Origin of the sequence: Streptomyces sp. NPDC005281 (genome assembly GCF_040607495.1) — a bacterium.
Lineage (GTDB): Bacteria > Actinomycetota > Actinomycetes > Streptomycetales > Streptomycetaceae > Streptomyces.
The window spans coordinates 110,731-135,495 of sequence record NZ_JBEXGX010000020.1; the positions used below are offsets into that span (position 1 = coordinate 110,731).

Annotated in this window: 26 protein-coding genes; 4 read left to right on the top strand and 22 right to left on the bottom strand. The window is 70.0% G+C overall.

Going from position 1 to position 24,765, the window contains the following annotated elements:
• Window positions 1-55: 55 nt before the first annotated feature.
• From ABZV42_RS26755 to ABZV42_RS26770, 4 genes are all read right to left on the bottom strand, one after another.
• The gene (locus tag ABZV42_RS26755) at window positions 56-484 is read right to left on the bottom strand and encodes a hypothetical protein (protein WP_355975567.1); all 429 of its coding nucleotides are present in this window, start codon (window positions 482-484) and stop codon (window positions 56-58) included.
• A gap of 4 nt (window positions 485-488) precedes the next feature.
• Window positions 489-971 (bottom strand): roadblock/LC7 domain-containing protein, encoded by a 483-nt coding sequence (locus tag ABZV42_RS26760; protein ID WP_355975569.1) that lies wholly within the window; start codon window positions 969-971, stop codon window positions 489-491.
• 53 nt (window positions 972-1,024) lie between these two features.
• Window positions 1,025-2,083: a MarR family transcriptional regulator gene (locus ABZV42_RS26765; protein ID WP_355975572.1), complete on the bottom strand. Its 1,059-nt coding sequence runs from the start codon at window positions 2,081-2,083 to the stop codon at window positions 1,025-1,027.
• Between the two features lie 178 nt (window positions 2,084-2,261).
• The gene (locus tag ABZV42_RS26770; RefSeq protein ID WP_356053881.1) at window positions 2,262-3,236 is read right to left on the bottom strand and encodes a LysR substrate-binding domain-containing protein; all 975 of its coding nucleotides are present in this window, start codon (window positions 3,234-3,236) and stop codon (window positions 2,262-2,264) included.
• Between the two features lie 175 nt (window positions 3,237-3,411).
• Here ABZV42_RS26770 and ABZV42_RS26775 point away from each other — a divergent pair, with 175 nt between their 5' ends.
• Window positions 3,412-3,966, top strand: coding sequence for a peroxiredoxin (locus tag ABZV42_RS26775; protein WP_355975578.1), 555 nt, complete (start codon window positions 3,412-3,414; stop codon window positions 3,964-3,966).
• 6 nt (window positions 3,967-3,972) lie between these two features.
• The gene (locus ABZV42_RS26780; RefSeq protein WP_355975580.1) at window positions 3,973-4,506 is read left to right on the top strand and encodes an alkyl hydroperoxide reductase; all 534 of its coding nucleotides are present in this window, start codon (window positions 3,973-3,975) and stop codon (window positions 4,504-4,506) included.
• A gap of 172 nt (window positions 4,507-4,678) precedes the next feature.
• Here the strand turns inward: ABZV42_RS26780 and ABZV42_RS26785 are convergent, their stop codons facing one another.
• From ABZV42_RS26785 to ABZV42_RS26800, 4 genes are all read right to left on the bottom strand, one after another.
• Window positions 4,679-6,097 (bottom strand): AI-2E family transporter, encoded by a 1,419-nt coding sequence (locus ABZV42_RS26785; RefSeq protein WP_356053883.1) that lies wholly within the window; start codon window positions 6,095-6,097, stop codon window positions 4,679-4,681.
• A gap of 136 nt (window positions 6,098-6,233) precedes the next feature.
• Entirely contained in the window at window positions 6,234-6,953 is a 720-nt protein-coding gene (locus ABZV42_RS26790) for a transglycosylase SLT domain-containing protein (protein ID WP_355975586.1), read from the bottom strand.
• 408 nt (window positions 6,954-7,361) lie between these two features.
• Window positions 7,362-8,687 carry a PhoH family protein gene (locus ABZV42_RS26795; RefSeq protein ID WP_355975589.1) on the bottom strand — a complete coding sequence of 442 codons (1,326 nt, stop codon included), beginning with the start codon at window positions 8,685-8,687 and terminating at the stop codon, window positions 7,362-7,364.
• Window positions 8,688-9,007: 320 nt separating this feature from the next.
• The gene (locus ABZV42_RS26800) at window positions 9,008-9,781 is read right to left on the bottom strand and encodes an isoprenyl transferase (protein ID WP_355975592.1); all 774 of its coding nucleotides are present in this window, start codon (window positions 9,779-9,781) and stop codon (window positions 9,008-9,010) included.
• Between the two features lie 144 nt (window positions 9,782-9,925).
• On the opposite strand from ABZV42_RS26800, the gene mgrA reads away from it, so the two are divergent.
• Entirely contained in the window at window positions 9,926-10,963 is a 1,038-nt protein-coding gene (gene mgrA / locus ABZV42_RS26805) for an L-glyceraldehyde 3-phosphate reductase (protein WP_355975595.1), read from the top strand.
• Between the two features lie 406 nt (window positions 10,964-11,369).
• Complete coding sequence (locus tag ABZV42_RS26810) at window positions 11,370-11,714, top strand: DUF192 domain-containing protein (protein ID WP_355975598.1); 345 nt, start codon at window positions 11,370-11,372, stop codon at window positions 11,712-11,714.
• Between the two features lie 319 nt (window positions 11,715-12,033).
• On the opposite strand, the gene ABZV42_RS26815 is transcribed toward ABZV42_RS26810, so the two are convergent.
• From ABZV42_RS26815 to ABZV42_RS26880, 14 genes are all read right to left on the bottom strand, one after another.
• Entirely contained in the window at window positions 12,034-12,654 is a 621-nt protein-coding gene (locus tag ABZV42_RS26815; RefSeq protein WP_355975600.1) for a dihydrofolate reductase family protein, read from the bottom strand.
• A gap of 85 nt (window positions 12,655-12,739) precedes the next feature.
• Window positions 12,740-13,387, bottom strand: a complete 648-nt coding sequence (locus tag ABZV42_RS26820) for an OmpA family protein (protein ID WP_355975603.1) — start codon at window positions 13,385-13,387, stop codon at window positions 12,740-12,742.
• Window positions 13,388-13,390: 3 nt separating this feature from the next.
• The gene (locus tag ABZV42_RS26825; RefSeq protein WP_356053885.1) at window positions 13,391-13,984 is read right to left on the bottom strand and encodes a hypothetical protein; all 594 of its coding nucleotides are present in this window, start codon (window positions 13,982-13,984) and stop codon (window positions 13,391-13,393) included.
• Between the two features lie 15 nt (window positions 13,985-13,999).
• A complete protein-coding gene (locus tag ABZV42_RS26830) occupies window positions 14,000-14,605 on the bottom strand; it encodes a pilus assembly protein TadG-related protein (RefSeq protein ID WP_355976133.1) in 606 nt (201 codons plus the stop codon).
• A complete protein-coding gene (locus ABZV42_RS26835; RefSeq protein WP_339131188.1) occupies window positions 14,602-14,802 on the bottom strand; it encodes a hypothetical protein in 201 nt (66 codons plus the stop codon). Before ABZV42_RS26835 ends, ABZV42_RS26830 begins: the two co-directional genes overlap by 4 nt.
• A gap of 114 nt (window positions 14,803-14,916) precedes the next feature.
• A complete protein-coding gene (locus ABZV42_RS26840) occupies window positions 14,917-15,648 on the bottom strand; it encodes a response regulator transcription factor (protein ID WP_356053887.1) in 732 nt (243 codons plus the stop codon).
• Window positions 15,641-17,086, bottom strand: coding sequence for an ATP-binding protein (locus ABZV42_RS26845; protein ID WP_356053889.1), 1,446 nt, complete (start codon window positions 17,084-17,086; stop codon window positions 15,641-15,643). Before ABZV42_RS26845 ends, ABZV42_RS26840 begins: the two co-directional genes overlap by 8 nt.
• Window positions 17,086-17,976 (bottom strand): DUF5936 domain-containing protein, encoded by an 891-nt coding sequence (locus ABZV42_RS26850; RefSeq protein ID WP_356053891.1) that lies wholly within the window; start codon window positions 17,974-17,976, stop codon window positions 17,086-17,088. Before ABZV42_RS26850 ends, ABZV42_RS26845 begins: the two co-directional genes overlap by 1 nt.
• 12 nt (window positions 17,977-17,988) lie before the next feature.
• Complete coding sequence (locus tag ABZV42_RS26855) at window positions 17,989-18,930, bottom strand: type II secretion system F family protein (RefSeq protein WP_355975617.1); 942 nt, start codon at window positions 18,928-18,930, stop codon at window positions 17,989-17,991.
• Window positions 18,931-19,003: 73 nt separating this feature from the next.
• On the bottom strand, window positions 19,004-20,344 hold the full coding sequence (locus tag ABZV42_RS26860; protein WP_355975620.1) for a CpaF family protein: 1,341 nt from the start codon (window positions 20,342-20,344) through the stop codon (window positions 19,004-19,006).
• Window positions 20,345-20,362: 18 nt separating this feature from the next.
• Window positions 20,363-20,776, bottom strand: a complete 414-nt coding sequence (locus ABZV42_RS26865) for a TadE family protein (RefSeq protein WP_356053892.1) — start codon at window positions 20,774-20,776, stop codon at window positions 20,363-20,365.
• The gene (locus ABZV42_RS26870) at window positions 20,773-22,392 is read right to left on the bottom strand and encodes an AAA family ATPase (RefSeq protein ID WP_355975626.1); all 1,620 of its coding nucleotides are present in this window, start codon (window positions 22,390-22,392) and stop codon (window positions 20,773-20,775) included. The genes ABZV42_RS26865 and ABZV42_RS26870 overlap by 4 nt, the downstream gene beginning before the upstream one ends.
• 177 nt (window positions 22,393-22,569) lie before the next feature.
• Entirely contained in the window at window positions 22,570-23,283 is a 714-nt protein-coding gene (gene cpaB / locus ABZV42_RS26875) for a Flp pilus assembly protein CpaB (RefSeq protein ID WP_355975629.1), read from the bottom strand.
• Between the two features lie 327 nt (window positions 23,284-23,610).
• Window positions 23,611-24,492 carry a hypothetical protein gene (locus ABZV42_RS26880; RefSeq protein ID WP_355975632.1) on the bottom strand — a complete coding sequence of 294 codons (882 nt, stop codon included), beginning with the start codon at window positions 24,490-24,492 and terminating at the stop codon, window positions 23,611-23,613.
• Between the last annotated feature and the right edge of the window lie 273 nt (window positions 24,493-24,765).

A 24,765-nucleotide genomic window follows, 5' to 3' on the forward strand; every position in this document is an offset into this window, starting at 1 on the left:
GACGGCGTCCGCGGCCGGTGGCCCTCCCCGCCCGGGGAGGGCCACCGGTCCGCGTTCAGAGGCTGTACTCCTTCACCACGCGGCGGACCTGCGCGAAGAGCATGCCCACGTTGACCGACTTGCGGCAGACGACCACGGCGACCACGTCCCCCTGGTCGCTCATGCGGATGAACAGATGGGTGAGGTTGTCGCTGTTGACCAGGATCTCCTGGAAGAAGTGCGAATCGGACTCGATGCCGCGACGCTCCTTGAAGACGTCCTCGATCATCTGGACCGTGCGCCCCTGGAACAGGTCGAGGGTCGCGCCCGCGAGCAGGTCCAGTACCTCCGGCGGATGGTTGTCGACGGTCTCGTAACTCAGCAGCATGCCGGTCGACATGTCGACCGCTCCGGAGGCGAGGCAGTCCGGTGCGTCGGCGCGCAGAGATTTGACCAGTCCCATGATCTGGTCCGAGAACCCCGGAGTCATTCGCTTGCTGGCCATGTCGTCATACCCCTTCGGTCGCGGTGTCGGTCGCGGCTCCGACGAGTGCGTCGGCCGCGGCGGGAGGTGAGGCGAGCGGACCGGGCCCGCCCGGGGCGTCGGCGAACGGGTCGGGGCCGGCCCCGGTGAGAATCGATCCGATACGGCCGAGAGCCGGCCGGGTCTGTTCGTGGAGCCGTTCGAGGTCGATGCCCTCGTCACCGAGGACGATCATCAGCGCGGTGTCTCCGACCGCGTAGAAGGCCGCGAGGCCCTGGCTGCCGTAGGTCACGGTCTGCCGGAACGCGCCCCGGCCCGTCACCGCGGTCGCGCGGCGCGCGATACCCAGGCCCGCGGCGGCTATCGCGGCGAGGCTCTCCGGGTCGATGGTGTCGGCCGTGTCGGCCGCGATGAGCATTCCGTCGGCGGCCGCCACCGCCGTATCGGTGATTCCGGGCACCCGTTCCCGGAGTTCCCTCATTTCCCTGGCCAGTGCCTCATGATTCATGTATTGAACTCCCTGGTCATTGTGCGCATTTGATCGATGACGGGTATGGAATTTCACGTACCGGAGTCCGGTGTCCAGATCCGGTGCCGCAGCCGGAAGAATCCTTTCCAGCCCGCTCCGGCCCTTTCCGGGGCGAGGGTTTCGGTTATTCCGCTGGCGCCGGGCTCACGGCGGGGCAGCGACGGGCTGCTCGCGCCGGGCTCTCTGCGGGGCAGGGCGGGAGCCGTCGCTCCGGGCGGCGGGGCGGGGTCCGGCCGGGGTTCCGGCGCCGCGGGCTCTCCGGCGGCCACCGCGATCGACAGGGCGGAGAACACGTCGGGGTCCAGGGCGGGCGGAGCGCCGGACGGCCGCTGACGGAGCGCTCCGGTCGGCAGATCCCGCACGGTGACACGGGGGGCGGAATCGGGTTCCGCCGGCAGTTCCAGCAGCCCCTCGCCGAGCATGCGGGCCATCCCCACCGTGACGGTGTAGGCACCGAGGCCGGTCGCGAAGGCGATGTCACGGGCGGTCCGGCGGCCGTCGGCGTGGGCCAGCAACTCCCGCTGCGGAGGCGGGAGCCGCTCGCGTATCTGGTCCGGCACCGCGGCGGGCACCGGGCGTTCCCGGTCCGGTCGTACGGGCCTCGGCAGAGCGGCGACGGCCGCGAGCTTCCTCGCCGCGTCCTGGAGCAGCCGCCCGGGCGCCTCTCCGAGGGCGACCGGCGCGTAGGGTTCGAAGGCGCCGTCGAGCGGGTCGCAGGTCTCGACGTCTCCGGCCACGACGGCGAAGGCCGCGTCCTGCATCGCCATCATGCACACGACCCGGAGCTGCGCGGCCCCCGCGTAACCGTGCGCGATCAGCCCGGCCTCGGGCCAGCGGGTGCCGCCGGCCTCGCGGAGCAGTTCTGCCCACTGCTCACCGCTGACACGGCCGGAGCGCAGCAGCCGCGCCTCCGCGCCCGGGGCGCCCGGACTCTCGACGGCCACGACGCAGCCGTCGCGGAGATGGAAGACTCCGCCGGGCTTTCCGGACACCCGCAGTTTTCCCGTCGCGCCCGCGTTCTGGCATTCGCTCAGCGCGCGCGACAGCAGGTCGTATCCGACCCTGCCAAGGGAATCACGAATGCCCGACATCACTCCCCTTGGAACTACCGGCACTTCGCACAGATGCCTGACGAGTCACCCTGAGGAGGTATGTGTATCAGCCGGGGCGGATATCCCAGCGGGAGTCGCGCTACCTGACGGAAGTTGAAATATCCCGGCTGACGAAGGTCCCCATCGGGTTCTCGAATGACCGACTGTGCACGGCAGTTCAGACTTCCGTGCCCAACACCCTTACGGGCAGCGGCCGCAGAGCCTCGCGCAGGGCCTCCGCCAGTTCCCGATACTCCGTGCTCCGCGCGGCACCCGACCGCATCGCGAGCGCGATCCGCCGAGTGGGCGCCGGATCCGCGAAGTACCCGGTGAGGAGCTGATCGCTGCGGGTCGTCTCCACCTTGACGGCGGTACGCGGCAGCAGGGTCACCCCGAGACCGCCGGCGACCAGCTGGACGAGGGTCGACAGCCCCGCGGCGGTCGTGGTCACGGGGGCGTCCGCGCGTCCGGCCTCACGGCAGATGTCCAGGGCCTGGTCGCGCAGGCAGTGACCCTCGTCGAGCAATAGCAGACGCAGTTCCCGCAGCGCCTCTCGCGGAATGCCCTCCTGGCCGCCGAGCCGGTGGTCCAGCGGGGTCACCAGCACGAAGTCCTCGTCGAACAGCGGGAGTTCGACGACGCCGGGCATGCCGAGGGGGACCGCGAGCAGCAGCAGGTCGAGCCGGCCGACGGTGAGCCCCTCCAGCAGGCTGGCCGTCTGCTCCTCGTGCACCTGGAGGTCGAGGTCGGGGTAGCGGTCGTGGACCAGACGCAGAACCGTCGGCAGGAGGTAGGGGGCGACGGTGGGGATGACACCGAGACGCAGCGCCCCGGTGAACGGCGCCCGTACGGCCTCCGCCTCCTCCATCAGCGCGCCGACCTCCTCCAGGACCGCCTTAGCGCGTACGGCGAGACGCTCACCGGCGGGCGACAGGAGCACTTTGCGGGTCGTACGCTCCAGCAGGGTCACCCCGAGGGTCTCCTCCAGGGCGGAGACGGCACCGGACAGCGCGGGCTGGCTCATGCCGATCGCGGCTGCCGCGTCGCGGAAGTGCAGATGCTCGGCCACGGCGGTGAAGGCGCGCAGCTGCGCGAGGCTCGGGCTGCGGCGGCCGCCGCCCTTGCCGCCCGCCCTGCCGGTGGGACTCGCCATGGCCGTACCTCTCACTCCGGGTCGCTTCACCGGCCGTCACTGATAGCCGCACTCGATCAACACGACCAAGTGTAGCTATTTCTCGAATCAATGCTGCCTGTGCCACCATCGGGGTCGTCCACCCCCTAGGGGAAACGCCCCCAAAAAGGGCTATCCCTTGCTGCAAGGAGAGTTCGTGCTCACTGTCGGTGACAAGTTCCCCACGTTCGACCTGACCGCCTGCGTCTCGCTGGAGAAGGGCGAGGAGTTCAAGCAGATCGACCACAAGACCTACGAGGGCAAGTGGAAGATCGTCTTCGCGTGGCCCAAGGACTTCACCTTCGTGTGCCCGACCGAGATCGCGGCCTTCGGCAAGCTGAACGACGAGTTCGCCGACCGTGACGCGCAGGTGCTGGGCTTCTCCGGCGACTCCGAGTTCGTGCACCACGCCTGGCGCAAGGACCACGACGACCTGCGTGACCTGCCCTTCCCGATGATGGCCGACTCGAAGCACGAGCTCATGCGCGACCTCGGCATCGAGGGCGAGGACGGCTTCGCCAAGCGCGCCGTCTTCATCGTCGACCAGAACAACGAGATCCAGTTCTCCATGGTGACCGCCGGCTCCGTCGGCCGTAACCCCAAGGAGGTCCTGCGGGTCCTCGACGCTCTCCAGACGGACGAGCTCTGCCCGTGCAACTGGACCAAGGGCGAGACCACTCTCGACCCGGTCGCCCTGCTGGCCGGTGAGTGACCTTCCATGGCTCTCGACGAACTGAAGTCCGCCATACCGGACTACGCCAAGGATCTTCGCCTGAACCTCGGTTCGGTGATCGGCAACAGTGACCTCCCCCAGCAGCAGCTGTGGGGCACGGTCCTGGCCTGCGCCATCGCCTCGCGCTCCCCTCGGGTGCTGCGTGAGCTGGAGCCCGAGGCGAAGGCCAATCTGTCGCCCGAGGCGTACACGGCCGCCAGGTCGGCCGCCGCGATCATGGCGATGAACAACGTTTTCTACCGCACGCGGCACCTGCTGTCCGACCCGGAGTACGGGACGATGCGGGCCGGTCTGCGGATGAACGTCATCGGCAACCCGGGTGTGGAGAAGGTCGACTTCGAGCTGTGGTCGCTCGCCGTCTCCGCGATCAACGGCTGCGGCCAGTGCCTCGACTCGCACGAGCAGGTGCTCCGCAAGGCGGGCGTCGACCGGGAGACGATCCAGGAGGCGTTCAAGATCGCGGCCGTGCTCCAGGCCGTCGGCACCACGCTGGACGCCGAGGCGGTCCTCGCCGAGTAGTCCTCGCGCGCTCCGAGCGGCCGAAGGCCCGCTCAAGCTCTCAGGGCCCCGGCCACCTTCACGGTGGCCGGGGCCCTGTGCGTTGTGCGTTGTGCGTTGTGCGAGGACCGTTACGGCGTCAGAGCCGGTTTTCTCGACGGCCGTTCGGACGTCAGCCGGTCCTCGAAGAGCGTTACGGCGTCAGCCGGTGGGCCGGGGACGCGTCCAGCGCGGTGGCGCCGCGGGGTTCGGGCGCGTGGCGCAGATCCCCTTCCTTGGCGTACGAACGCAGGTACACGACCACCGTGTTGGTCACCGCGACCAGCGGGACGGCGACGACCGCTCCGCCGATGCCGGCCACCATGCCGCCCGCGGCGACCGAGAGGACCACCGCGAGGGGATGGACCCGCACCGCGCGGCCCAGGATGAACGGCTGAAGGATGTGCCCCTCGATCTGCTGGACGGCGAGGACCACGAGGAGCGTCATCACGGCGACGAAGACACCCTGGGTCACCAGCGCGACCACCACCGCCAGCGCCCCGGAGATCACCGCGCCCACCAGCGGGATGAACGCGCCGAGGAAGATGAAGACGGCCAGCGGGACGGCCATCGGGACCTTGAGGAAGTAGATGCCGAGGCCGATGAAGATCGCGTCGATCAGGGCGACTATCACCGTGCCGCGGACGTAGGCGGTGAGCGTGCGCCACGCGCGCGGGCCCGCGCCCGCGACCCCGGGCCGGGCCGCGGCCGGGACGAGCTTGAGCGACCACTCCCAGATCCGCTTGCCGTCGTAGAGCAGGAAGAGGGTCGAGAACATCGTGAGCAGGATGCCCGTGAGCGCCTCGACGACCACCGTCACGCCCTGGAGACCCGCGGACGTGATCTGGTCCGTGTTCGCGCCGATCGCCTCGCGGAGGTTCTTCGCGATCTTGTTGATCTGCTTGTCGGTCACGTGGAACGGGCCCTTGAGAAGCCACTTGCGCAGCTCGTCGATGCCGTCCTGGATCTGGTTGGAGAGGTTGTCGATGTTCTCCTGGACCTGCCAGACCACGAACCACCCGACCAGCCCCATGATGACGAAGCCGAGGATCGCGGTGAGCGCGGTGGCGAGCCCGCGCGGCACCCCGTAGTGCGTCAGCCGGGCCACCGTCGGCTGGAGCAGCGCGGTGATGAGGAGCGCGGCGACGAAGGCCAGCACCACCAGTTGCACGGCGCTGATGACCCGCATCAGCACCCAGACGGTGCCCGCGAGGATGAGCAGCCGCCAGCCGGCCTCGGCGGCGACGCGTACTCCCCACGGAACGGCGAAAGCGGGGTCGGGACGGTGGGGCGACGGTGCGTACACGTGGGCCGCCGCGCTCTCCTCGGCCTCGCGCTGGAACGGGAGCGCGGAGGCGTCGGCCTCCAGCGCGGTGGCCTCGGCGGGCCCTGGGCCGGAAGCCGGCGGGAGGATGCCCGGTTTCTCCAGGTGTGCGCTCCGGCCGGGGTCGTCCTCGATGTCGAGGGGGCCACTCGACTCCAGCTCGACCTCGGCGCGGCGTTCGTCGAGCCGTTCGCCGAGTTCGGTGAGTCCGGCGCCGATCCGACCGAGCCATCCTGGTACACGCGACATGATGCGTCCTTTTCCCCCGCTGCTCCCCACCACTCCCCCCTGGAGTCGTCGGATCCGACCGTACATGGCCGAAGCCCCTCCCCCTAGGACGGGGAGGGGCTTCGCAAGGTTGAGCGGCCGGCCAACGGCCTGCAACCTAGTACCAGCTGTTGGCCTGCCAGAAGGACCAGGCGTCGCAGGGGCTGCCGTAGCGGCTGTTCATGTAGTTGAGGCCCCACTTGATCTGTGTGGCCGGGTTCGTCTGCCAGTCGGAGCCGACGGACGACATCTTGGAGCCGGGCAGAGCCTGGAAGAGACCGTAGGCACCCGAGGAGGCGTTGACAGCCCGGTAGTTCCAGCTCGACTCGTGGTTCACGATGTTGCTGAAGCACTGGAACTGACCGCTCGGCACCATCTGGGCTGCCATCGCCTGGATCTGCGAGACGGAGTACGAGGCCTGGACGGAGAAGCTGGAGGCGTCACGCGTCGCGGAGCGGCTGGCCGCTTCCGAGGCCGCCTTGCGCTCCTTGGCTTCCTTCTCCGCCTTCGCCGCAGCAGCCTTCTGCTTGGCGACGGCGTCGTCGGCCGCCTGCTTGCGTGCGGATGCCTCCGCGTCCTTCTTGGCGCTCGCGTCGGCGGCGATGGCCTGGGCGTCGGCCTGCTGCGTCAGGGACGCGGTCTGCACCTGGGCCTGCTGGCCCGCAGGTATGTCAGCGAGGAGAGTCGAGTCGCTCGCCGTCGCCTCGGCATCGTTCGAGGGCTGGGCGACGCTGCCCGAGGCAACTCCGACCACGCTTCCGACGGCGGTGACCGCGGTGGCCGAAGCCACTGCGAATCCCCGGACCGAAATCCGGCTCACACGGTTTCCTTCCAGCATCGCCCGTTTAGGTGACCCTCGCGGACGCAATCGTGCCCCTCGGCGCTGGCCTCCCAACTGCGGGGTCACGGGGAGACACGGGCCCGGTGGGCAACTCCCGCTGGGGGAGCGCCGCGTGGTGCGCGGGCGGCATACGACGGCTCTATGGAGTTCTGAGGTTCCGGTGCTCCGTGCCGCTGGGGGTACGGATGTGTCGTATGCGGGGCCTGACAGGAGTGAGACTCTAGCCGTAACCCGGCTCCGCAAGGCAATTTCGTGTCGCGTGTGAAAGCTCACACCCCGTTTGCCTCAGCTGTTTCCTGGAAACGCCAGCGCAGCAAGACGCCGCCCGGCTAGGCTCTTCGCCTTTGCCGGACGGCGCCAACCAGCGTGTATCCACCACCCTTTGACCGGGCGGTACAGCCGGGATCAGATCTGCCCGTCCTCCAGCATTTCGGTCACGAGTGCCGCAATCTGGGACCTCTCGGAACGATTCAGCGTGACGTGCGCGAAGAGCGGATGGCCCTTCAACTTCTCTACGACGGCGACCACTCCGTCGTAGCGCCCGACGCGCAGATTGTCCCTTTGCGCCACGTCATGAGTCAGAACGACTCGTGAATTGGCGCCGATACGGGACAGAACGGTCAACAGGACGTTCCGTTCCAGGGACTGGGCCTCGTCCACGATCACGAACGCGTCGTGGAGCGAGCGGCCGCGGATGTGCGTGAGCGGCAGGACCTCCAGCATGCCGCGCGCGGTGACCTCCTCGATGACCTCGCGGCTGGTGACCGCGGAGAGCGTGTCGAAGACCGCCTGGGCCCAGGGGCTCATCTTCTCGGACTCGGAGCCGGGCAGATAGCCGAGCTCCTGCCCGCCCACCGCGTACAGCGGCCGGAAGACCATCACCTTCTGGTGCTGGCGGCGTTCGAGGACGGCCTCCAGGCCCGCGCACAGCGCGAGCGCGGACTTGCCGGTGCCGGCCCGGCCGCCCATCGACAGGATCCCGATGTCCGGGTCGAGCAGCAGATCGAGCGCGATGCGCTGCTCGGCACTGCGGCCCTTGATCCCGAACGCCTCACGGTCGCCGCGTACGAGCCGGACGTTGCCGTCGGCCGTGACACGGCCGAGGGCCTTGCCGCGCTCCGACTGGATCGTCAGACCCGTGTGAACGGGCAGGTCGGCCGCTTCGGGGACGTAGACGTGCCCCTCCTCGAAGAGGATGTCCACCTGTTCGCCGGACAGGGCCAGTTCGGACATTCCGGTCCAGCCGGAGGAGCCCGTGATGGCGAGCTCCGCGCGGTACTCCTCGGCGAGGAGACCCACGGAGGACGCCTTGATCCTGAGCGGCAGGTCCTTCGAGACGACGGTGACGTCGAATCCCTCGGCCTGAAGATTGCGGGCGACCGCGAGGATGCGGGAGTCGTTGTCCCCCAGGCGGTACCCGCTGGGCAGGACGCTGGGGTCCGAGTGGTTGAGCTCGACGCGTACCGTCCCGCCGAGGTCCCCTACGGGAATCGGGGAGTCGAGGCGGCCGTGCCGGACCCGGAACTCGTCGAGCAGGCGCAGCGCCTGCCGGGCGAAGTAGCCGAGTTCGGGATGGTGCCGCTTGGCCTCCAGCTCCGTCACCACGACGATCGGAAGCACTACTTCATGCTCGTCGAAGCGGCTCAGGGCATTCGGGTCGGCCAGCAGGACGCTGGTGTCGAGAACATAGGTGCGCCGGTCAGGCTTACGGCGCTTTGTGCTGGTCACCACGGAAGGACGTACCCCCTCGGATGAGGTCGGGGAGCGACGAAGGAGAGCTGGACCGGTGTCCGGCACCGATGCACGGGCCGAAAACCGGCCCTCCGCTTCGTCCGTGCTGACCGCACGGTCGGGCTGGTGCAAAGGGCCTCCCGGGCGGACGGCCCCGTGCCGTCCGCTGAGATACGACACCCGTGGTTCGGGCGTCGACCTGCAAGGCTTATGCCCTCGAACGAGCCAAGCCATGCCACGGCGTAGGACGGCGCGTTCGTTAACTCCCGATGACGGGTGTCCCTCCCGGGTGTCCCTACTGCCGCGGGACACCCGGTGTTTCAGCCTCCGTAACGGCGGTGTCGCGCCGCGTAGTCGCGCAGGGCGCGCAGGAAGTCGACCTTGCGGAAGGCCGGCCAGAAGACTTCGCAGAAGTAGTACTCGGAGTGGGCGGTCTGCCAGAGCATGAATCCGGACAGCCGCTGTTCCCCGCTGGTACGGATCACCAGGTCGGGATCGGGCTGGGCACCGGTGTAAAGGTGCTTGCCGATGAGGTCGACGTCGACGCGGTCCGCGAGGTCCTCCATGGAGGTGCCCTTGTCGGCGGCGTCGAGGATCATCGCGCGCACGGCGTCGGCGATCTCCTGGCGGCCGCCGTAGCCGATGGCGACATTGACGACTATCCCCTCGACGTGGGCGGTCGCCTCCTCGGCCTCCTTGAGGGCGGACTGCATCGCGGAGGGCAGGATGTCCCGCGTGCCCACGTGGTGCACCCGCCAGCGGCCGTCGGCCGCCAGGGTGCGGACGACGCCCTCGATGATGCCGAGGAGCGGACCGAGCTCCTCCTGCGGGCGGTCGAAGTTGTCGGTGGACAGCAGCCACAGGGTGACGACCTCGACATCGGTCTCGGAGCACCAGCCGAGGAACTCCCCGATCTTGTCGGCTCCGGCCCGGTGTCCCTGGGCGGTGGTGGAACCCGCCGCCTTCGCCCAGCGCCGGTTGCCGTCCATGATGACGCCGATGTGCTTGGGCACCTGGTCGTGATCGAGGTGGCCTTCCACCCTGCGTGCATAGAACCTGACCAGCAGGCGGCGCAGGTTGTCGCGCAAGGTCACGTGTTGTCAGCCCCTCCGTGCGAATCGGACAGACGCGCCCGAGCACAGTCCCTGTCCATATGGCGGTCCCCCGGGGCGAAGCCTACCCCCGTGAAACGCGAGGGCTGCCGAGGGCCCTGTGCACCCTGGCATAGGTTCGTCCCCATGAACGACCCCACTCTGTACCGGGCCGCAACGGAGCGGTACGACTCGATGGAATACCGGCGTACGGGCCGCAGCGGCCTCAAACTGCCCGCCGTCTCGCTCGGCCTGTGGCACAACTTCGGCGACGACCGCGCACTGGACACCCAGCGGGCGATCCTGCGCCGCGCCTTCGATCTCGGCGTCACCCACTTCGATCTCGCCAACAACTACGGGCCGCCGCCCGGCTCGGCCGAGCTCAACTTCGGCAAGCTGCTGAGGGAGGACTTCGCCCCCTACCGGGACGAGCTGGTCATCTCGACCAAGGCGGGCTACCTCATGCACCCGGGCCCCTACGGCGAGTGGGGCTCCCGCAAGTATCTGCTGAACTCCCTGGACGCCTCGCTGCGGCGGATGGGCGTCGAGTACGTCGACATCTTCTACTCGCACCGCTTCGACCCGGACACCCCGCTGGAGGAGACGATGGGCGCGCTCGCGTCCGCCGTCCAGCAGGGCAAGGCGCTGTACGTCGGCGTGTCCTCGTACAGCAGCGAGCAGACGGCGGAGGCGGCCCGGATCCTGACCGGCATGGGCGTCCGTCCGCTGATCCACCAGCCCTCGTACTCGATGCTCAACCGCTGGACCGAGGACGACAGCCTGCTCGACACGCTGGAGGCGGCCGGCATGGGCTGCATCTCCTTCGCACCGCTCGCGCAGGGTCTGCTGACGGGCAAGTACCTCCAGGGCATCCCGGAGGGCTCGCGGGCCACCCAGGGCAAGTCGCTGGACCCGGGCCTGCTGAGCGAGGAGGTCGTACGCCGGCTGAACGGGCTGAACGGCATCGCCGCCCGGCGCGGCCAGTCGCTCGCCCAGCTCGCGCTCACCTGGGTGCTGCGCGACCAGCGGATGACCTCCGCCCTCATCGGCGCGTCCAGCGTGCGACAGCTGGAGGAGAACCTGGAGGCGCTGGCGGCTCCGGAGCTCACCGACGAGGAGCTGAAGGAGATCGACACGTTCGCGGTGTCGACGCCGGGCACGAACATCTGGGCCGGTCGGCGCTGAGTCACCGAAATCCCCGCCGCGCGGGGCGGCCCGCCCGAGGGGCGCACGGGGGGCGCCCGCCGAGCGGGCCGTCGCGGGCACAAAAAACGGGCCGGTCCGTGGGGGGGAGACGGACCGGCCCGAGGGGGGGTTTCCACCATAACCCTTCGTAAGTGATGCTGCGTGCATCCGCGTGCCACAACTACTCTCCGGAGTCGCCCGACGACGCCGCGATGAGCGTGGAACCATCGATTCCGGGCGTGATCATGGCTGAATCAAGGCTGATTCAAAGGGAATCGTGGAGGATCGACAGAGATCCAATGGGTCTGTGCCCGTTCTGGGGACGTGGCGCCGACTTGCCCACGCGTACTCCGGGCGAGTGATCCGCGTGGCGCCTCGCGCTTGACCTCCCCGCTAACTTCGCACCATGGCCACGTTCACCACGGACACGACGGAGGGGACGCCCGAGCCGGTGCCCCTGGAGCTCGCCGCCACGGCGCGGGCCCGGCGGCGCGGGCTGCTCGGACGCGAGGGGATCGAGGGCGCGCTGCTGCTGACACCGGCGAACTCGGTGCACACGCTGGGGATGCGGTTCGCGATCGACGTCGCCTATCTGGACCGGTCGTCGCGGGTCCTGGCGGTACGCACGATGCGTCCGGGCCGGCTGGGGCTGCCCCGGCCGCGGGCCCGGCAGGTCCTGGAGGCGGAGGCCGGGTCGATGGAACGGTGGGGTGTGCGGCGTGGTGCGCGGATCACGGTCCGGCACGCCTGACATCACGTCACCAGGCAAGGCAGCACCGCGCAGCCCCCTCCTCCGCGCGGTGCCACACGCGCAGATTTGCTCACGCGAATTACCTTGGTCTGAACTTACGTGAGCCGAACATCCCTGGCGACAGCCGCCGGATAACGATGTGGAAACCCCGTGCAGATCTTCCGCGCACGGCGTGTCGTACCACCGGCCCTCCGTCCGCGATCCGGAGGGACATCTCCCGCCGAGCGCCCCTCATTAGGAGGTTTTCGGTCAATCTGGCTCGGCCGGGGCCGGATCATGCTCAGGGGCCCGTCCCGGGCCACCCGCCACGACGGCCGCTCTACGCGCCTTCGGTACCGGCGGTGCCGGCCGTCCCCGTGGCATCGCCCGTGCCGGCGGCGCGGTCGCGCTCGTAGCGCAGGAGGGCGACGCCGTTGCCGAAGGTCCGCGTCTCGATGAGGCGGAGGTCGGTCGGCGCCTCGGCCTCGGGGAACAGCGGCTTGCCGGTCCCGATGAGGACGGGGTGCACGTACAGCCTGATCTCGTCGACAAGGCCCAGGCGCAGGAACTCCGCGGAGAGATCGGCGCCCCCGAGCGCGAGGTCGCCGCCCTCCTGCGCCTTCAGCGCCATGATCTCCTCCGGCACGACCTCCCGTACGACCGTGGTGTGCCCGTCACCGCGTTCGAGCGTCCGTGAGAACACCACCTTGGGGATGTTCCGCCAGATCCCGGCGAACTCGGCCATCACCGGGCTGACGTGCGGGTCCTTGTCGGCCGTCGGCCAGTAGGAGGCCATCAGCTCATAGGTCACGCGTCCGGACATCAGGGCTCCGAACTCCCTGATCGTGTCGTTCATGTGCTGGTGCAGTTCGGTGTCGACCCGGTGCCAGTCGATCTCGCGGTTCGGGCCCTCGATGAATCCGTCGAGGGACACCGACATCATCAACACGATCTTCCTCATGGCGGACTCCATCGACCTCGTGCGCGACCCGTTCGTCGGGGGCATGCTGCCAGGAGGCCGGTCCCGGGAGAAGGTGACGCGCGCGTCAGGCGTTGTTCCCGTCGGCGGCGCCCCTCGGGAAGGTCACCTCCACGCGACGGTTCTTGCGGCGGCCCTGTTCCGAGGTGTTGTCGGCGATCGGGTAGTCCTCGCTGTAGCCCCGCACCTCGAAGGTGATGTCCGACTCCGCGGAGCCGAGCGCGGCGGCCAGCCGGTCGTGCACCTGCTCGGCGCGCTTCTTGGAGAGGGTCAGGCCGTGTGCGTACGAGCCGAGGTTGTCGGTGAATCCGAAGACGCGGACGGTCGTCGCGTGCTGGGCCTTGATCTCGTCCGCGATCGCCTGGATACGGGACTGGGAGTCCGGGTTCAGTGTCGAGCTGTCCTTGGGGAAGAGGACTTCCGCCTGGAGCGCGAACGTCACGTCCGCGTTGGTGTCCTCCCGGCGCTCCTCACCGCCGAGGTCCTCCACGACCGACTTGATGTCCAGCACCTTGGCGGGCGCCAGGGTCGCTCCGTCGGCGAGCTTGAGCCCGGGGCTGTTGGCGTCGACCTCGGGGGGCGGGGAGGTGGTGACGCTGCCGGGCGGGGCGCTGGGGTCACCGCCGTCCGCGTGCGCGGGGCCCGGGAGACCGAGGGTGATCAGCACGGCGAGGGCCGTGAACGTGGTCGCGGCGGCACGGGGCGGGAGGGCCATGGGTCAGCCCTCGGAGATCTCGATGGAGGCGGGTGGCATGGAGCCGACCTGGAAGTCGACGGCGGTGGTTCCGGCGGGGGGTGCGGGGAACTGGGCGAACCACTCGGCCGACTTGCCGGCGTCCACACCGCCCCCGTCGAACTTGGTGCACAGGCAACGCCCCTGGGTGTCCCGCAGGACCAGGTACTTCTTCTTGCCCTTGCTGTCGGTCAGGGAGGCCCCGGCCATGGAGGCGCCGTTCCTGCTCAACTCGCGCTCGTCACCACGCCAGTTCGCGGCGACCCAGAACTGACCGCCGCCATTCGTCACCGTCCCGCTGAGGGTCACGAATCCGCCTTGGTCCCTCACCGCCGAAGTGATCGTGAGGGTCACGTCGTCACCCTTGACCTCGGCGAGTACCTGATCCTGGCTCGCTGTCGGCAACGCCTGCTTCGCGTCGTCACCGCCGCCCTTGTTCGACGAGGAGGACGACGAGGTCGCCTTCGACTGGTTGCCGCCGTCTCCCCCACCGCACCCGGACACCGTGAGGAGCAATCCGGTACTGATCGCCACCGCGGCCATGACCCTGCGGCCCTTCATGGTGTGCCGGAGATCCATCGGTACGGCTTCCTCTCACTCGGCCAGATGCACTGAGAACAGCACGGACGCGTCGGGAAGGTCGTCCGAATGGAAATGTTCGGGATCGATGTCCACACTGTGCCCGGCACAATCCAGCCGCACGGGCTTCTTGGGGTCCGCGTCGGTGGCGAAGGTGCAGCGCGGCTCGATGACAGCCGTCGCCTGGGCCTTGGCATGACGGCTCTCCGTGCCCGGGATGATGGAGGCGCCGACCGTGTAACGGGTCTCGATCGCCACGCGATAGCCGGGGAAGCCGTTCACGACGGCGGGCTGGGCCCCGCCCTGCACCGTCGAGTCGTTCTCGGCGGCCAGCCGGCCGGCGGCGGCGGATGCCCCGGCGCCCTGGAACTTGTCGCCGTTGAGCCAGTCCAGCCAGTGGTCGTCCGAGCCGATGGCTCCCGTGAGCCCCTTCATGAGCTCGTCGCGGGAGTCCTGCGCGGCCGCCAACGCGGCAGCGTCCGCCGCGGATTGAGCTCCATTGCGGGCGGACGCTGCTTGGGCGAAGACGAAGAAGACGAACGCGGCGAAGAGCAGAATCCCCGTCAGCCAGATGTAGATGGGGAGGGTCTGCCCCCGGTCGCCGCGGACCGATCGGATCAGCCGCCGGTGACCTGGGTGACCGCGTTCCTGATCGCACCGGAGATCATTCCGTCCAGGCCGATCTGGTCGATCAACGTGAAGATCCCCGCGATGATGATCATCAACCCCGCGTACTCCACGAAGCCCGCGCCCGCGTCCCGGTGGGCTCCCCGCGTCCGGGAGATCACCGTTCGGGTCCATGTGGTGAACCTGTTCATCAGGACTGCCCTCCCTGCCGACGCCACTAACGACCCGAGCACCGTACGTGAGAAGCCGCCTACCGCGAGTGGGCCCAGGGGCCCAACTTCGCTGGTGAGGAAGGCGGGGCGGAGTCATCGGCTCCACCCCTCGCGTGTCGTGCCCAGCCAGTGGGCGATCGCTTCGCTCCGCGAAGAACTGTGCAGCTTCGCGAAGATGCGATTGATGTGATTCTTGACGGTCTTCTCCGCGATGAAGCAAGTGGCGGCGATCTGGCGGTTGTTCATGCCGGCCGCGATGAGGTCCATCACCTCCACCTCCCTCGAACTCAGGCCGAACTCGGACTGATGGACGGCATGGCGGTGAAGTCCCGCCGCCGGTAAGGGCCGAGCCTCCGAAGACTGTCCCACAGCCGATTGCAGATGCGAAGAGAATGAGTGTGGTTGGTACGAAACTCCGAGCGAATCCGGGACAGTCGGACGTCCGTGGCGTACTTCCCTCACGGCGGAGATGAGTTCGGCCGCCGTGAACGAGCCATGGACGAGATAGCCGGACGCGCCCCTGCGCAGGGCCTCCGCCACGACCTCGGGTTCACGGCTGTACGTCAGCATCATCACGGGGGCGATCGCGCAAAGTCCGGGCAGTGCGGTGAGGCCGTCCGTGCCGGGCATCCGCACGTCGAGGAGGACGACGTCCGGGGTGAGGAGGGCGGCGCGGTCCAGTGCCTCCGCGCCGTCCCGGGCCGTCGCGACGACCGTGATGTCGGGGTGCGCGTCCAGCAGCGCGGTCAGTCCGGCCCGTACGACCGGGTTGTCGTCGGCCACGAGGACACGCAGGGACGGGCCGTGAAGTGCCTGTTCAGACATGTGCGGCCTCCTCTTGGGAAGTGGGGGGAGCGGAAAGGGCGGCCGCCGCGAGCGGGAGGGTGAGCCGGACCTCGGTGCCCCCTCCGGGCGGCCGGTCCAGCGTGACGAGGCCGCCGACGCACGCGGCGCGTTCCGTCATGCCGAGCAGGCCGAAATGGCCGGAACTCGTCCAGGCGGCGAGCAGCGCGGGCGTCACGGGCGCGGGCAGGCCCGTGCCGTCGTCCCGGACGAGCAACGAGAACTCGTCAGCCGATACGTCGAGTTCGACCGTCACCGTGCTCGCCCTCGCGTGGCGGTGGGCGTTCTCCAGGGCCTCGGACACGATCGCGAGAACGTGGTGGGCGGCGGCGCTGGGCAGGACAGGGTGCGGGCCCCGGTGCCGCAGGGACGGGGCGATGCCGGTGCGGGCCTCGAAGTCGGCGGCCATGGAGTCGAGTTCGGGACGAAGGTCGATGTCCCGGTCGGTCAGGTCGGTGTGCCGCCGCAGGTCCGACAGAAGTGTGCGGGACTCGGCGGCGGCGACGCGCGCGGCGTCCGCGACGACGGTCGCCTGGCGTTTGAGCGCCCGCGGGTCCGCGCCGTCCGCGGAGGCGGCCAGGGCCTCGGCGGCCAGCGCGAGGCCGTACAGCGTCTTGGCCACGGAGTCGTGCATCTCGCGTGCCAGGCGGGCCCGTTCGGACTCCACGGCCTCCGCGACGGCGAGCCTGCTGGTCGCCTCGGCCAGGGCCTGTCCGGCCGTGCCGAAGCGGAACAGCAGATTGCGCAGGGTGACCCCGATGATGCCGGCGCCGACGCAGAACCCCGCGATGAGCAGGGTGTTGGAGCCCGCTCCGGGCCGGTGTTCCCAGGCCCTGAACACCGTGAGCAGCACGATGAGCTGGAATCCGGTGAAGACGCCCGCGCCGCGCCAGCCGTACAGCAGGCCCGACAGGAGCGGGGTGCAGACGGTGGCGTAGGCGAGGGGGGAGGCCGGGGACGCGGTCAGGAGCAGGACGGCGCCGAAGGTGAGGTCCAGGCCCATCAGCGTCGGGTGGGCGAGGAGGCGGGGGCCGAACCGGTCCCAGTCCCTGAGCATGGCGTAGGAGCCCATGACGCCGAGGACGGCCGCGGCGAGGACCGCGTAGCGCAGGAGGCCGCCCGTGGCGTTCGTCATCGCGAAGGGCGCGCCGACCGCGATGGCCGCGAGGCGGACGGCGAAGGCCTGACGGCACAAGGCCTGGAGGGCGTTGAGCTGAAGGCGGATGCCGCCGGGGGCGGGGGCGTCGTCCGCGAGGTAGCCGGTGCCCCGTTCGCGGCCTCGTACGCACCGCAGGACCCGGCGCGCACGGCTTCGCGCGAGCTGAAGGGAACGGCGCGGGTTCTCGCGGACCGAGTGGCCGTGACCTTGGCCCCGGCCCTGACCTCTGCCCCGGCCCCGGACCTTCGGGAGGCTCTTCATCAGCGCCCCAGGATCGAGCCGAAGTCGGTGCCCGAACCCAGGAACATGCCCGTCGCGATGAGGATCATCGTCGCCGGGAGCATGAACACGAGGGTGACCATCGTGGCCTTGGGGATGGTCTTGGCGGCCCGGCGGCGGGCGTTCTGGGCGTCGGTGCGGCGCATGTCGGTGGCGAGCTGGATGAGGGTCTCGGCGATCGGGGAGCCGAGTTCCTCGCCCTGCTGGAGCGCCGAGACGAACTGGGCCACCTGCTCGGAGGAGTTGCGCCTGCGCAGTTCGTCGAAGGCCTGCCGGCGGCTGACGCCCATGTCCATCTGGCGCAGGGTGATGCGCAGTTCGTCCGCCCAGGGTCCCTCGTACTTCTCCGCGACGCGGTCCAGGGCCTGGCGGAAGCCGAGGCCCGCGGAGACGACGACCGCGAGGACGTCGAGGAAGTCGGGCAGGGTCCGGTCGATGACCTCCTTGCGCTCCCGGACCGCCTGCCAGATGAGGGCGTCCGCGGCGACCAGTCCGAAGACCAGGGTGAGTACGGCGAACAGGAGCTGGCCGTTGGAGAGGAACACCAGGCCGAGGACGACGCCGAAGACGCCGTACACCGCGCGGCGGGCCGCGTAGCGGTTCAAGGTCAGACCGCCGGGGTTGCCCGCCATGTCGATGCGCCGGCGTTTGGCGTCCACGCGCCGGGGGCCCATCAGGCGCAGGACGCTCGGCGCGAAGCGCATGCCGAGGCGGTCGACGGCCGAGTCCGCCACGGAGACACGGGTGCCGCCGACCTCCAGGGCGAGCTGGAGGTCGCTGGGGAGTTTGACCTCGGAGCGGATCATCCGGACGCCCAGGAGGACGCCCGCGAGGGCCGCGCCCATCAGGACGGCGAGCAGTAGCGGCAGCATGTGACCCCTCCCTCACACTTCGATCTTGCCGAGCCGGCGGATGACAAAGAAGCCCACGGTGTAGAGGCCGAGGGCGAGCAGGACGAGACCCTGGCCGAGCGCGGAGCCGGTGACCCGGGCCAGCGCTCCCTCGTTCGAGGAGTTGATCAGCACCAGCGAGCCGAGGCCGAGGAAGGGGACCGTGAAGGCGGTCGCGTTGACCTCGGAGAGCATCGTGCGGACCTCGCGGCGGGTCTCCTTGCGGTCCTCCAGGGTCTGGGTGAGGTTCCGCAGCGAGCTGACGACGGAGCCGCCCGCCTTGTTGGCCAGGACGAGGGTGGTGACGAGGACGATCAGCTCACGGGAGGGCAGGCGTTCGGAGAGTTCGCCGAGGGCGTCGTCGATCGTGCGGCCCAGCATCAACTGGTCCGCCACGTGCGCGAGTTCCTCGCCCGCCGGGGCTTCCAGCTCCTCCGCGGCCATGGCGAGGGCCGTGCGCAGGGCGAGGCCCGCCGCCGTGGCGTTCGCCAGCAGGCGTGCCACGTCGGGGAGTTGGTTGATGAACGCCTCGATGCGTTTCTGGCGCTGCCAGTTGAGGAAGACGGCCGCGCTCCACACGCCGAGGAGAGCGGCGATCGGACCGAAGAAGGGGGCCAGGGTCGCGGCGGCGATCAGCCACAGGGCGACGACCACGGCGGTGACGTAGGTGAAGAACTCCCCCGCCGTGAGATCGAGTCCCGTGGCCGTCAGGCGCAGGTGGATCGTGCGGCCGAGGCGGGTACGGCGCAGCCGGCGGTCGACGCCCGCGAAGCGGCGTACTCTGCCGCCCGCCGTGTGGGCGTGGCCGCCGCCGGAGAGCCGGTCGAGCAGGTCCCGGCGCTGGGCGCGGCCCGAGGCGTAGGTGTGCACACCCGCGACGGCGAGCGTGCCGCCGAGGAGCGTCCCGCCGAGGGCGAGAAGTGCGGGGTCGTTCACGGCTGCCTCCCTTCGGAGGTGGACGACACGGAGACAGAGGGTGCGGAGGTCAGGGAATCCGTGGTGGGGGGCGTCATCCGATGGCCTGCCTCGTGTCGAGTACGTCGATGGCCTCGGCGACGCCGAAGGCGGGCGGCAGCGGCTCGTTGGCGACGTACAGCTTCTCCGCGACCGTGCGCGGCAGCGGGAGATGCTCGAAGTGGCCGCGCACGACCCGGTCGGCGCCGACCGGGCGGGGCACGAAGCGGGTGACGGGGGTGACGCGGAACTGTTCGCGGCCGTGCGAGACGAGCAGCGCGACCTCCGTGACCTTGCGGGAGCCGTCGGCGTGCCTGGACAGCTGGACGACGACGTCGACGGCGGAGTTGATCTGGTCCTTGAGCGCCTCGAAGGGGATCTGCACCTCGGACATCGAGCCGAGGGTCTGGAGGCGCATGAGGGCGTCCTCGGCCGAGTTGGCGTGGACGGTGGCGAGGGAGCCGTCGTGGCCGGTCGACATGGCCTGGAGCATGTCGAGGGTCTCGCCGCCGCGGACCTCGCCGACGATGATGCGGTCGGGGCGCATGCGCAGGGAGTTGCGGACCAGGTCGCGGATGGTGATCTGACCCTTGCCCTCCACGTTCGGGGGGCGGGATTCGAGCCGGATGACGTGCTCCTGCTGGAGCTGGAGTTCGGCGGAGTCCTCGATGGTGATGATGCGCTCGTGCGAGGGGATCAGGCCGGAGAGCGCGTTGAGCAGGGTGGTCTTGCCGCTGCCGGTGCCGCCGCTGACGATGACGTTGAAGCGGGCCCGGACGAAGGCGGCGAGCAGCATCAGCGTCTGCTCGTCCAGGGAGCCGAGCCCGATGAGCTCCGGGAGCGTGTACGCGCGCGGGAAGCGGCGGATGGTGAGGGTGGGGCCGGTCAGGGCGAGCGGCGGGATGATGACGTTGACGCGCTCGCCGGTGGGCAGGCGGGCGTCGACCATCGGGTTGGACTCGTCGACGCGGCGGTTGACCGTCGAGACGATGCGTTCGATGGTCTGCATGAGCTGCTCGTTGGACGCGAAGCGCAGCGGCAGCTGTTCGACGCGGCCGGCCCGCTCGACGAAGATCGAGTCCGGGCCGTTGACCATGATCTCGGTGATGGACGCGTCGGCGAGGAGCGGTTCGAGGACGCCGAGTCCGAGTGCCTCGTCGACGACCCGGCGGATCAGCTGGGAGCGTTCGGCGGTGGAGAGGACGGGCCCCTCGCGGCTGATGATGTGGCCGAGGACGCGTTCGAGACGGACCCGGCGCTCGGCCGCGGCCAGGCTGGACATCTCGGCGAGGTCGATCTCTTCGAGGAGTTTGGCGCGGTAGACGGCGACGAGGTGTCCGTCCTCACGGGCGGGTCCCCCTTCGTCGGGGGCGGCGATGCGTGAACGCAGGCTCATGGTGTCGGCTCCTCCCGGTCAGTCGTCGGTGGGCATGGTGGCGCGGCGGGTGACGTCGTAGCCGCCGAAGAGGGGGATGACGCCGGGGACGTGGACCTGGACCGTCGCGGTGGTGGTCTCGGCACCCTTCTCGGGCGTGACCCGCGGATCGAGCCATCCGCTCACGGCGGCGCGTCCGGCCGCCCCGCCGTCGCCGCCCTGGGACGCGACCCGCGCGGCGGCGCGCGCCCCGGAACCGGCCTGGTTGACGCCGTAGCCGATGAGCCCGAGCTGGATGGCCGCCATCCCGATGAGCAGCAGAACGGGCAGGAATCCGACGAACTCCAGGATGGAGACACCCCGGTCGCCTCTGAGCCGGCGCGCGGAACGGAGCCGGCACGAGGAACGGAACCCACGCGTGACACGGAACCCGCGCCGGAGGTACGTGCTCATCCCACGTCCCCCTCGAGCGCCGCGCCCGCGCTTCCGTTCACGTGCCAGCCAGCGTCGAAGCCCGGGAAGAACAACGGGACGTCGACCTTGACGGTGGCCTTCATGACGGAGCCCGCCGGACCGCAGTCGATCTCGGCGCCGCTCCAGGAGCCCGGCAGATGTCTGCTCCCGGCCGCGGCGCAGGCGCCCGGGACGTCGCCGTGGACCGCGTAGGCCGCGGTGGCGGCACGGGCCGCCTCGTCCGCCGCGTTCCCGGCCAGCGAGTACGAGTAGCCGTACAGCACGCACTGCCACAGGATCGTCATGACGACGAGCAGCAGCGGGAACATCCCGGCGAACTCGAGGGTGACCGCTCCCCGGTCGCCGCCCCGGCCGCGGAGCGAGAGCGCGCCCCGGTCCGACGCGGAGGCCTTGCGGCGCCTGCCGCCGCCCCCGCCTTCCTGGGGGACCACGAGGCCCAGATCGGCGGCGAGTGCCCACAGCGCCTGCTTGACGGTCGAGCGGGCGTCCAGGTCCTGGAGCCTGCCCGCGTCGACGACCGACTGGAGTTCCTTGAAGGCGGCGGGGATCGTGGAGCGGGCGACCTTGGTGCCGGTGACGCGTTCGACGAGGGACGGCTGGATCTCCGTCCCTCGGGCGAACCGGTTCACGACCGTCGTGGTCTCCTCCGCCTTGCGGATCTGGAGGCGGTCCCACATACGGACCATGCGTTTGGCGGCGCGTACGGCGATGACGTCGGGGGTGACGAGGAGCAGGGCCTGGTCGGCCATCTCGACGGCCGCGGCGGTGGCGGAGTTCATCTGGGAGCCGCAGTCGACGACCACGACCTCGTGACGCGAGCGCAGGGCGCCGAGGACCTGGCGGGCCACCCGGTCGGTGACCTCCTCGCCCCGTTCGCCCTCGGCGGGGGCCAGCAGCAGGGCGATTCCGCTGTCGTGGGTGTAGACGGCGTCCTGGAGGACGCGCGCGTTGATGTCGGTGATGGCCGCCAGGTCGGCCACCGACCGGCGGAACTGCACATCGAGGTACGAGGCCACGTCGCCGGACTGGAGGTCCAGGTCGAGCAGCGCCACGCTGTGGCCGGAGGCCTTCGCCGCGAGGGCGAGCTGGACCGCCGTGACGGTCGTGCCGACACCGCCCTTCGCGCCGGTCACGGCGACGACGGTGCCGCCGGGGCCCGCGTACAGCTCGGGCGTGCCGCTGTGCAGGTGGCGGCGCATTCCGGCGGACCAGGCGGCGGCGGCCTGGACGCGTTCGGCGAGGGCGTCGTAGCCGAGCGGGAGGCCGATGATTCCGCGGGCGCCGGAGTCCATGGCGGCGGTGAGGACGCCGTTGCCGGTGTCGGCGGTGATGAGGACGACACCGACGGCCGGGAAGCGCATCACCAGATCGCGGATCAGGTCCAACGCCGGTACCGGGCCGATGCGTTCATGCACCAGGACGACTTCGGGGAGCTCCTCGAGGGAGTCGGCTGCCAGGCGCGCGAGGGTGTCGAGGAGGGCGGTCGAGTCGGGTACGGGCGGGGCGGGTTCGGTGTCGGCGAGCTGGCTCAGCAGAGTGGTGAGCGCGCGGGCCGAGTCGATGTCTCCGACGGCGGGAAGGATACGGATGGTCATCGGCGAAGCTCCTCGCTCGCGTGCCGCGCGCCGGCCCCTGTGCCCAGCACTCCGCGAACCCGCCGTCGTGCCCCGGCCGCCCGGGGAGCCGTCGACGGCTTCGTCCGCGTCGTACGGGCCGGCCCCGTACGCGGCCCTGGGCACCGCCCCGTGTGCTTGGACCTCATCCGCGGCCTCCTACTTGTCCTCGTCGAGGGTGTACGTACGGTCGCCCGGCGCAACGGTCGTCGCCGAGCCGCCCGCGACCAGGGCGAGCCGGACGTGTTCGGCGAACGACTCGGCGTACGCGACGCGTTGGGCGTCGGCGGTGCCGAGCGCGAAGGTGATCGGGACCGCCTGGGCCGCGCTGTTGCGCCGGTCGGCGCTGGACTGGTCGGGTTCGAGGGCGGTGAGCTTGCCGACGTCGATGACGCGGGCGTTCGCGACGATCACCTTGGACTGGTCCCTGCCCTTGTCGTTCTGGGCCTTGAAGGTGGCGTAGATGTTGACCCGCGAGCCGGGGTCGATCTTCCCCGCGACACCGGTCGACGCGTCGATCATGATGGCGATCTCCTGCTGCCCGGGGCCCAGAGTCGGCTTCTCCACGATCATGTCGGCCTGGAGCAGGGAGCCCTTCTCCAGCCGGGTGACGGCGATCTTCCCGCGGATGCGGGCGAGGTCGGTGACCGCGGTGGACGACAGCCACCGCTCGGGCATCGAGATCTTCTCGAACTGGTCGGCCGACAGCTCCTTGTAGGGCGCGATGTCGCTCTTGAGGCGGTACGCCGTGACCTCCGGGCCGACCTTGGAGTTCACGTCGCGGATCACCGAGAGGACTCCGGCGAAGGCGCCGAGGGCGCACAGGACCGAGAGGACCAGCAGGATGACGCCGCGGCGCTGGCGCGAGTTCACTGAATCTCACCTCGTGGGGCGGTACCGGGGAGTGGACCGGGCTGTCGTTCCTGCCGGGGATCCGGGGGCTGACCTCCGGGCTGATGCAGCATGTTCAGGACAACCTCGATCTACGGGGACGGCGGGGTCGGGCGGGTGGTGCCTGATGTGCTGTTCGGTCGTGCCTGCTGCGCTGTTCCGTCGTGCCGGGCGGGTCGTCCCCTCGTACCCGGCGGACTGTTCCGTCGTGCCTGGTGCGCTGTTCCGTCGTGCCGGGCGGGCTGTTCCGTCCTGCCGGGTATGCGGTTGCCTCGTGCCGGGTGTGCGGTTCCGGTGTGCCCGAGGGGCCTAGGTGACACCTCGGGGCAGGGCGCGTACCGGAGAGGCTGCCCGGACAGCGGTGGCGGGATGCTCCTCGGTGGAGGGCTGTGGCAGCGGGGCGGCGCAGAACCCGCAGCGGTCACCGATGAGTTCGAGGCCGCACCAGCGGCACTCGTCGCGCCGGACGGACGAGACGAGCTGGTAGAGGACCGAGACGTCGTACAGTCCGGCGGCGAACTCGACGAGCCGGTTCGTCCCCCACCAGCGGACCGACTCCGCGGGCAGCGGAACGGTGGCCGAACCCTGGACCTGCCAGGCGGGCGCGAGGGTGGAGGTGACCCAGTCGGAGGGCGCCTGGCCCGCGGCCGAGAGCAGCCGGGTCCCGAACTCCGGTCCGGGCAGCTCCTCCTGACCGACCCGGATCAACTCGGCCCGGGGATTGGCGAGTACGGCGAACTGGGCGCCGGGAACCCATGACTTGGCGTGCGACTTCAGGGAGACCGGGACCCGGTCGAGCTTGGCCACCGAGCCGAGCAGGGCGCCGGCATAGATGTAGTGGGCGAGCAGCCGGGCGGCGGAGGCGAGCACGCCGGGGCTGAAGTCGCAGACCGACAGCTGGCGCAACTGCTGTGCCAGCAGGGCGATTCCGAGCGGCGGAAGGTCGATGCCGAGCAGGGCGATGCGGTCGCTCTCCAGGACGGAGCGGACGGTGTGCAGCCGCTGGGTGACGGCGCTCTCGCCGCCGGCCGGGTAGAGGGAGATGACGTACCCGTGCTGCTCGATGAGCGTGTGCATCCCGGTGAGGGAGTCCTCCAGGGTGCCGAGCGGCTGGACGACCGCCGGCGGGGTCTGCCGGTCGTGCGGCGGGAGCACCAGATCGGGACTGGTGACGGCTATCGCGGTCGGCACGCTGCACACACCCCGTTCGCTGCGGCGGGGTGGTCAACCACCGCCTCAGATCGCCCCTTTGTCGCCACAGAGCGCTCACGGACGTGTCTCGTACGGCCGCGGATCGCCACTGTGACGCCCTCTTGCATCAGCACCATATCCACGGCATGGCCCGCTCAACACAGAATCTCCGAGATCATCTCACCGAAGGTGCGGGCGTGATCAACGCAGAGTAAGCCGTCTCAAAACAACTGGGCCCTCCCATAAGGGTGTTGAGGATGCCGCGGGGCTTGA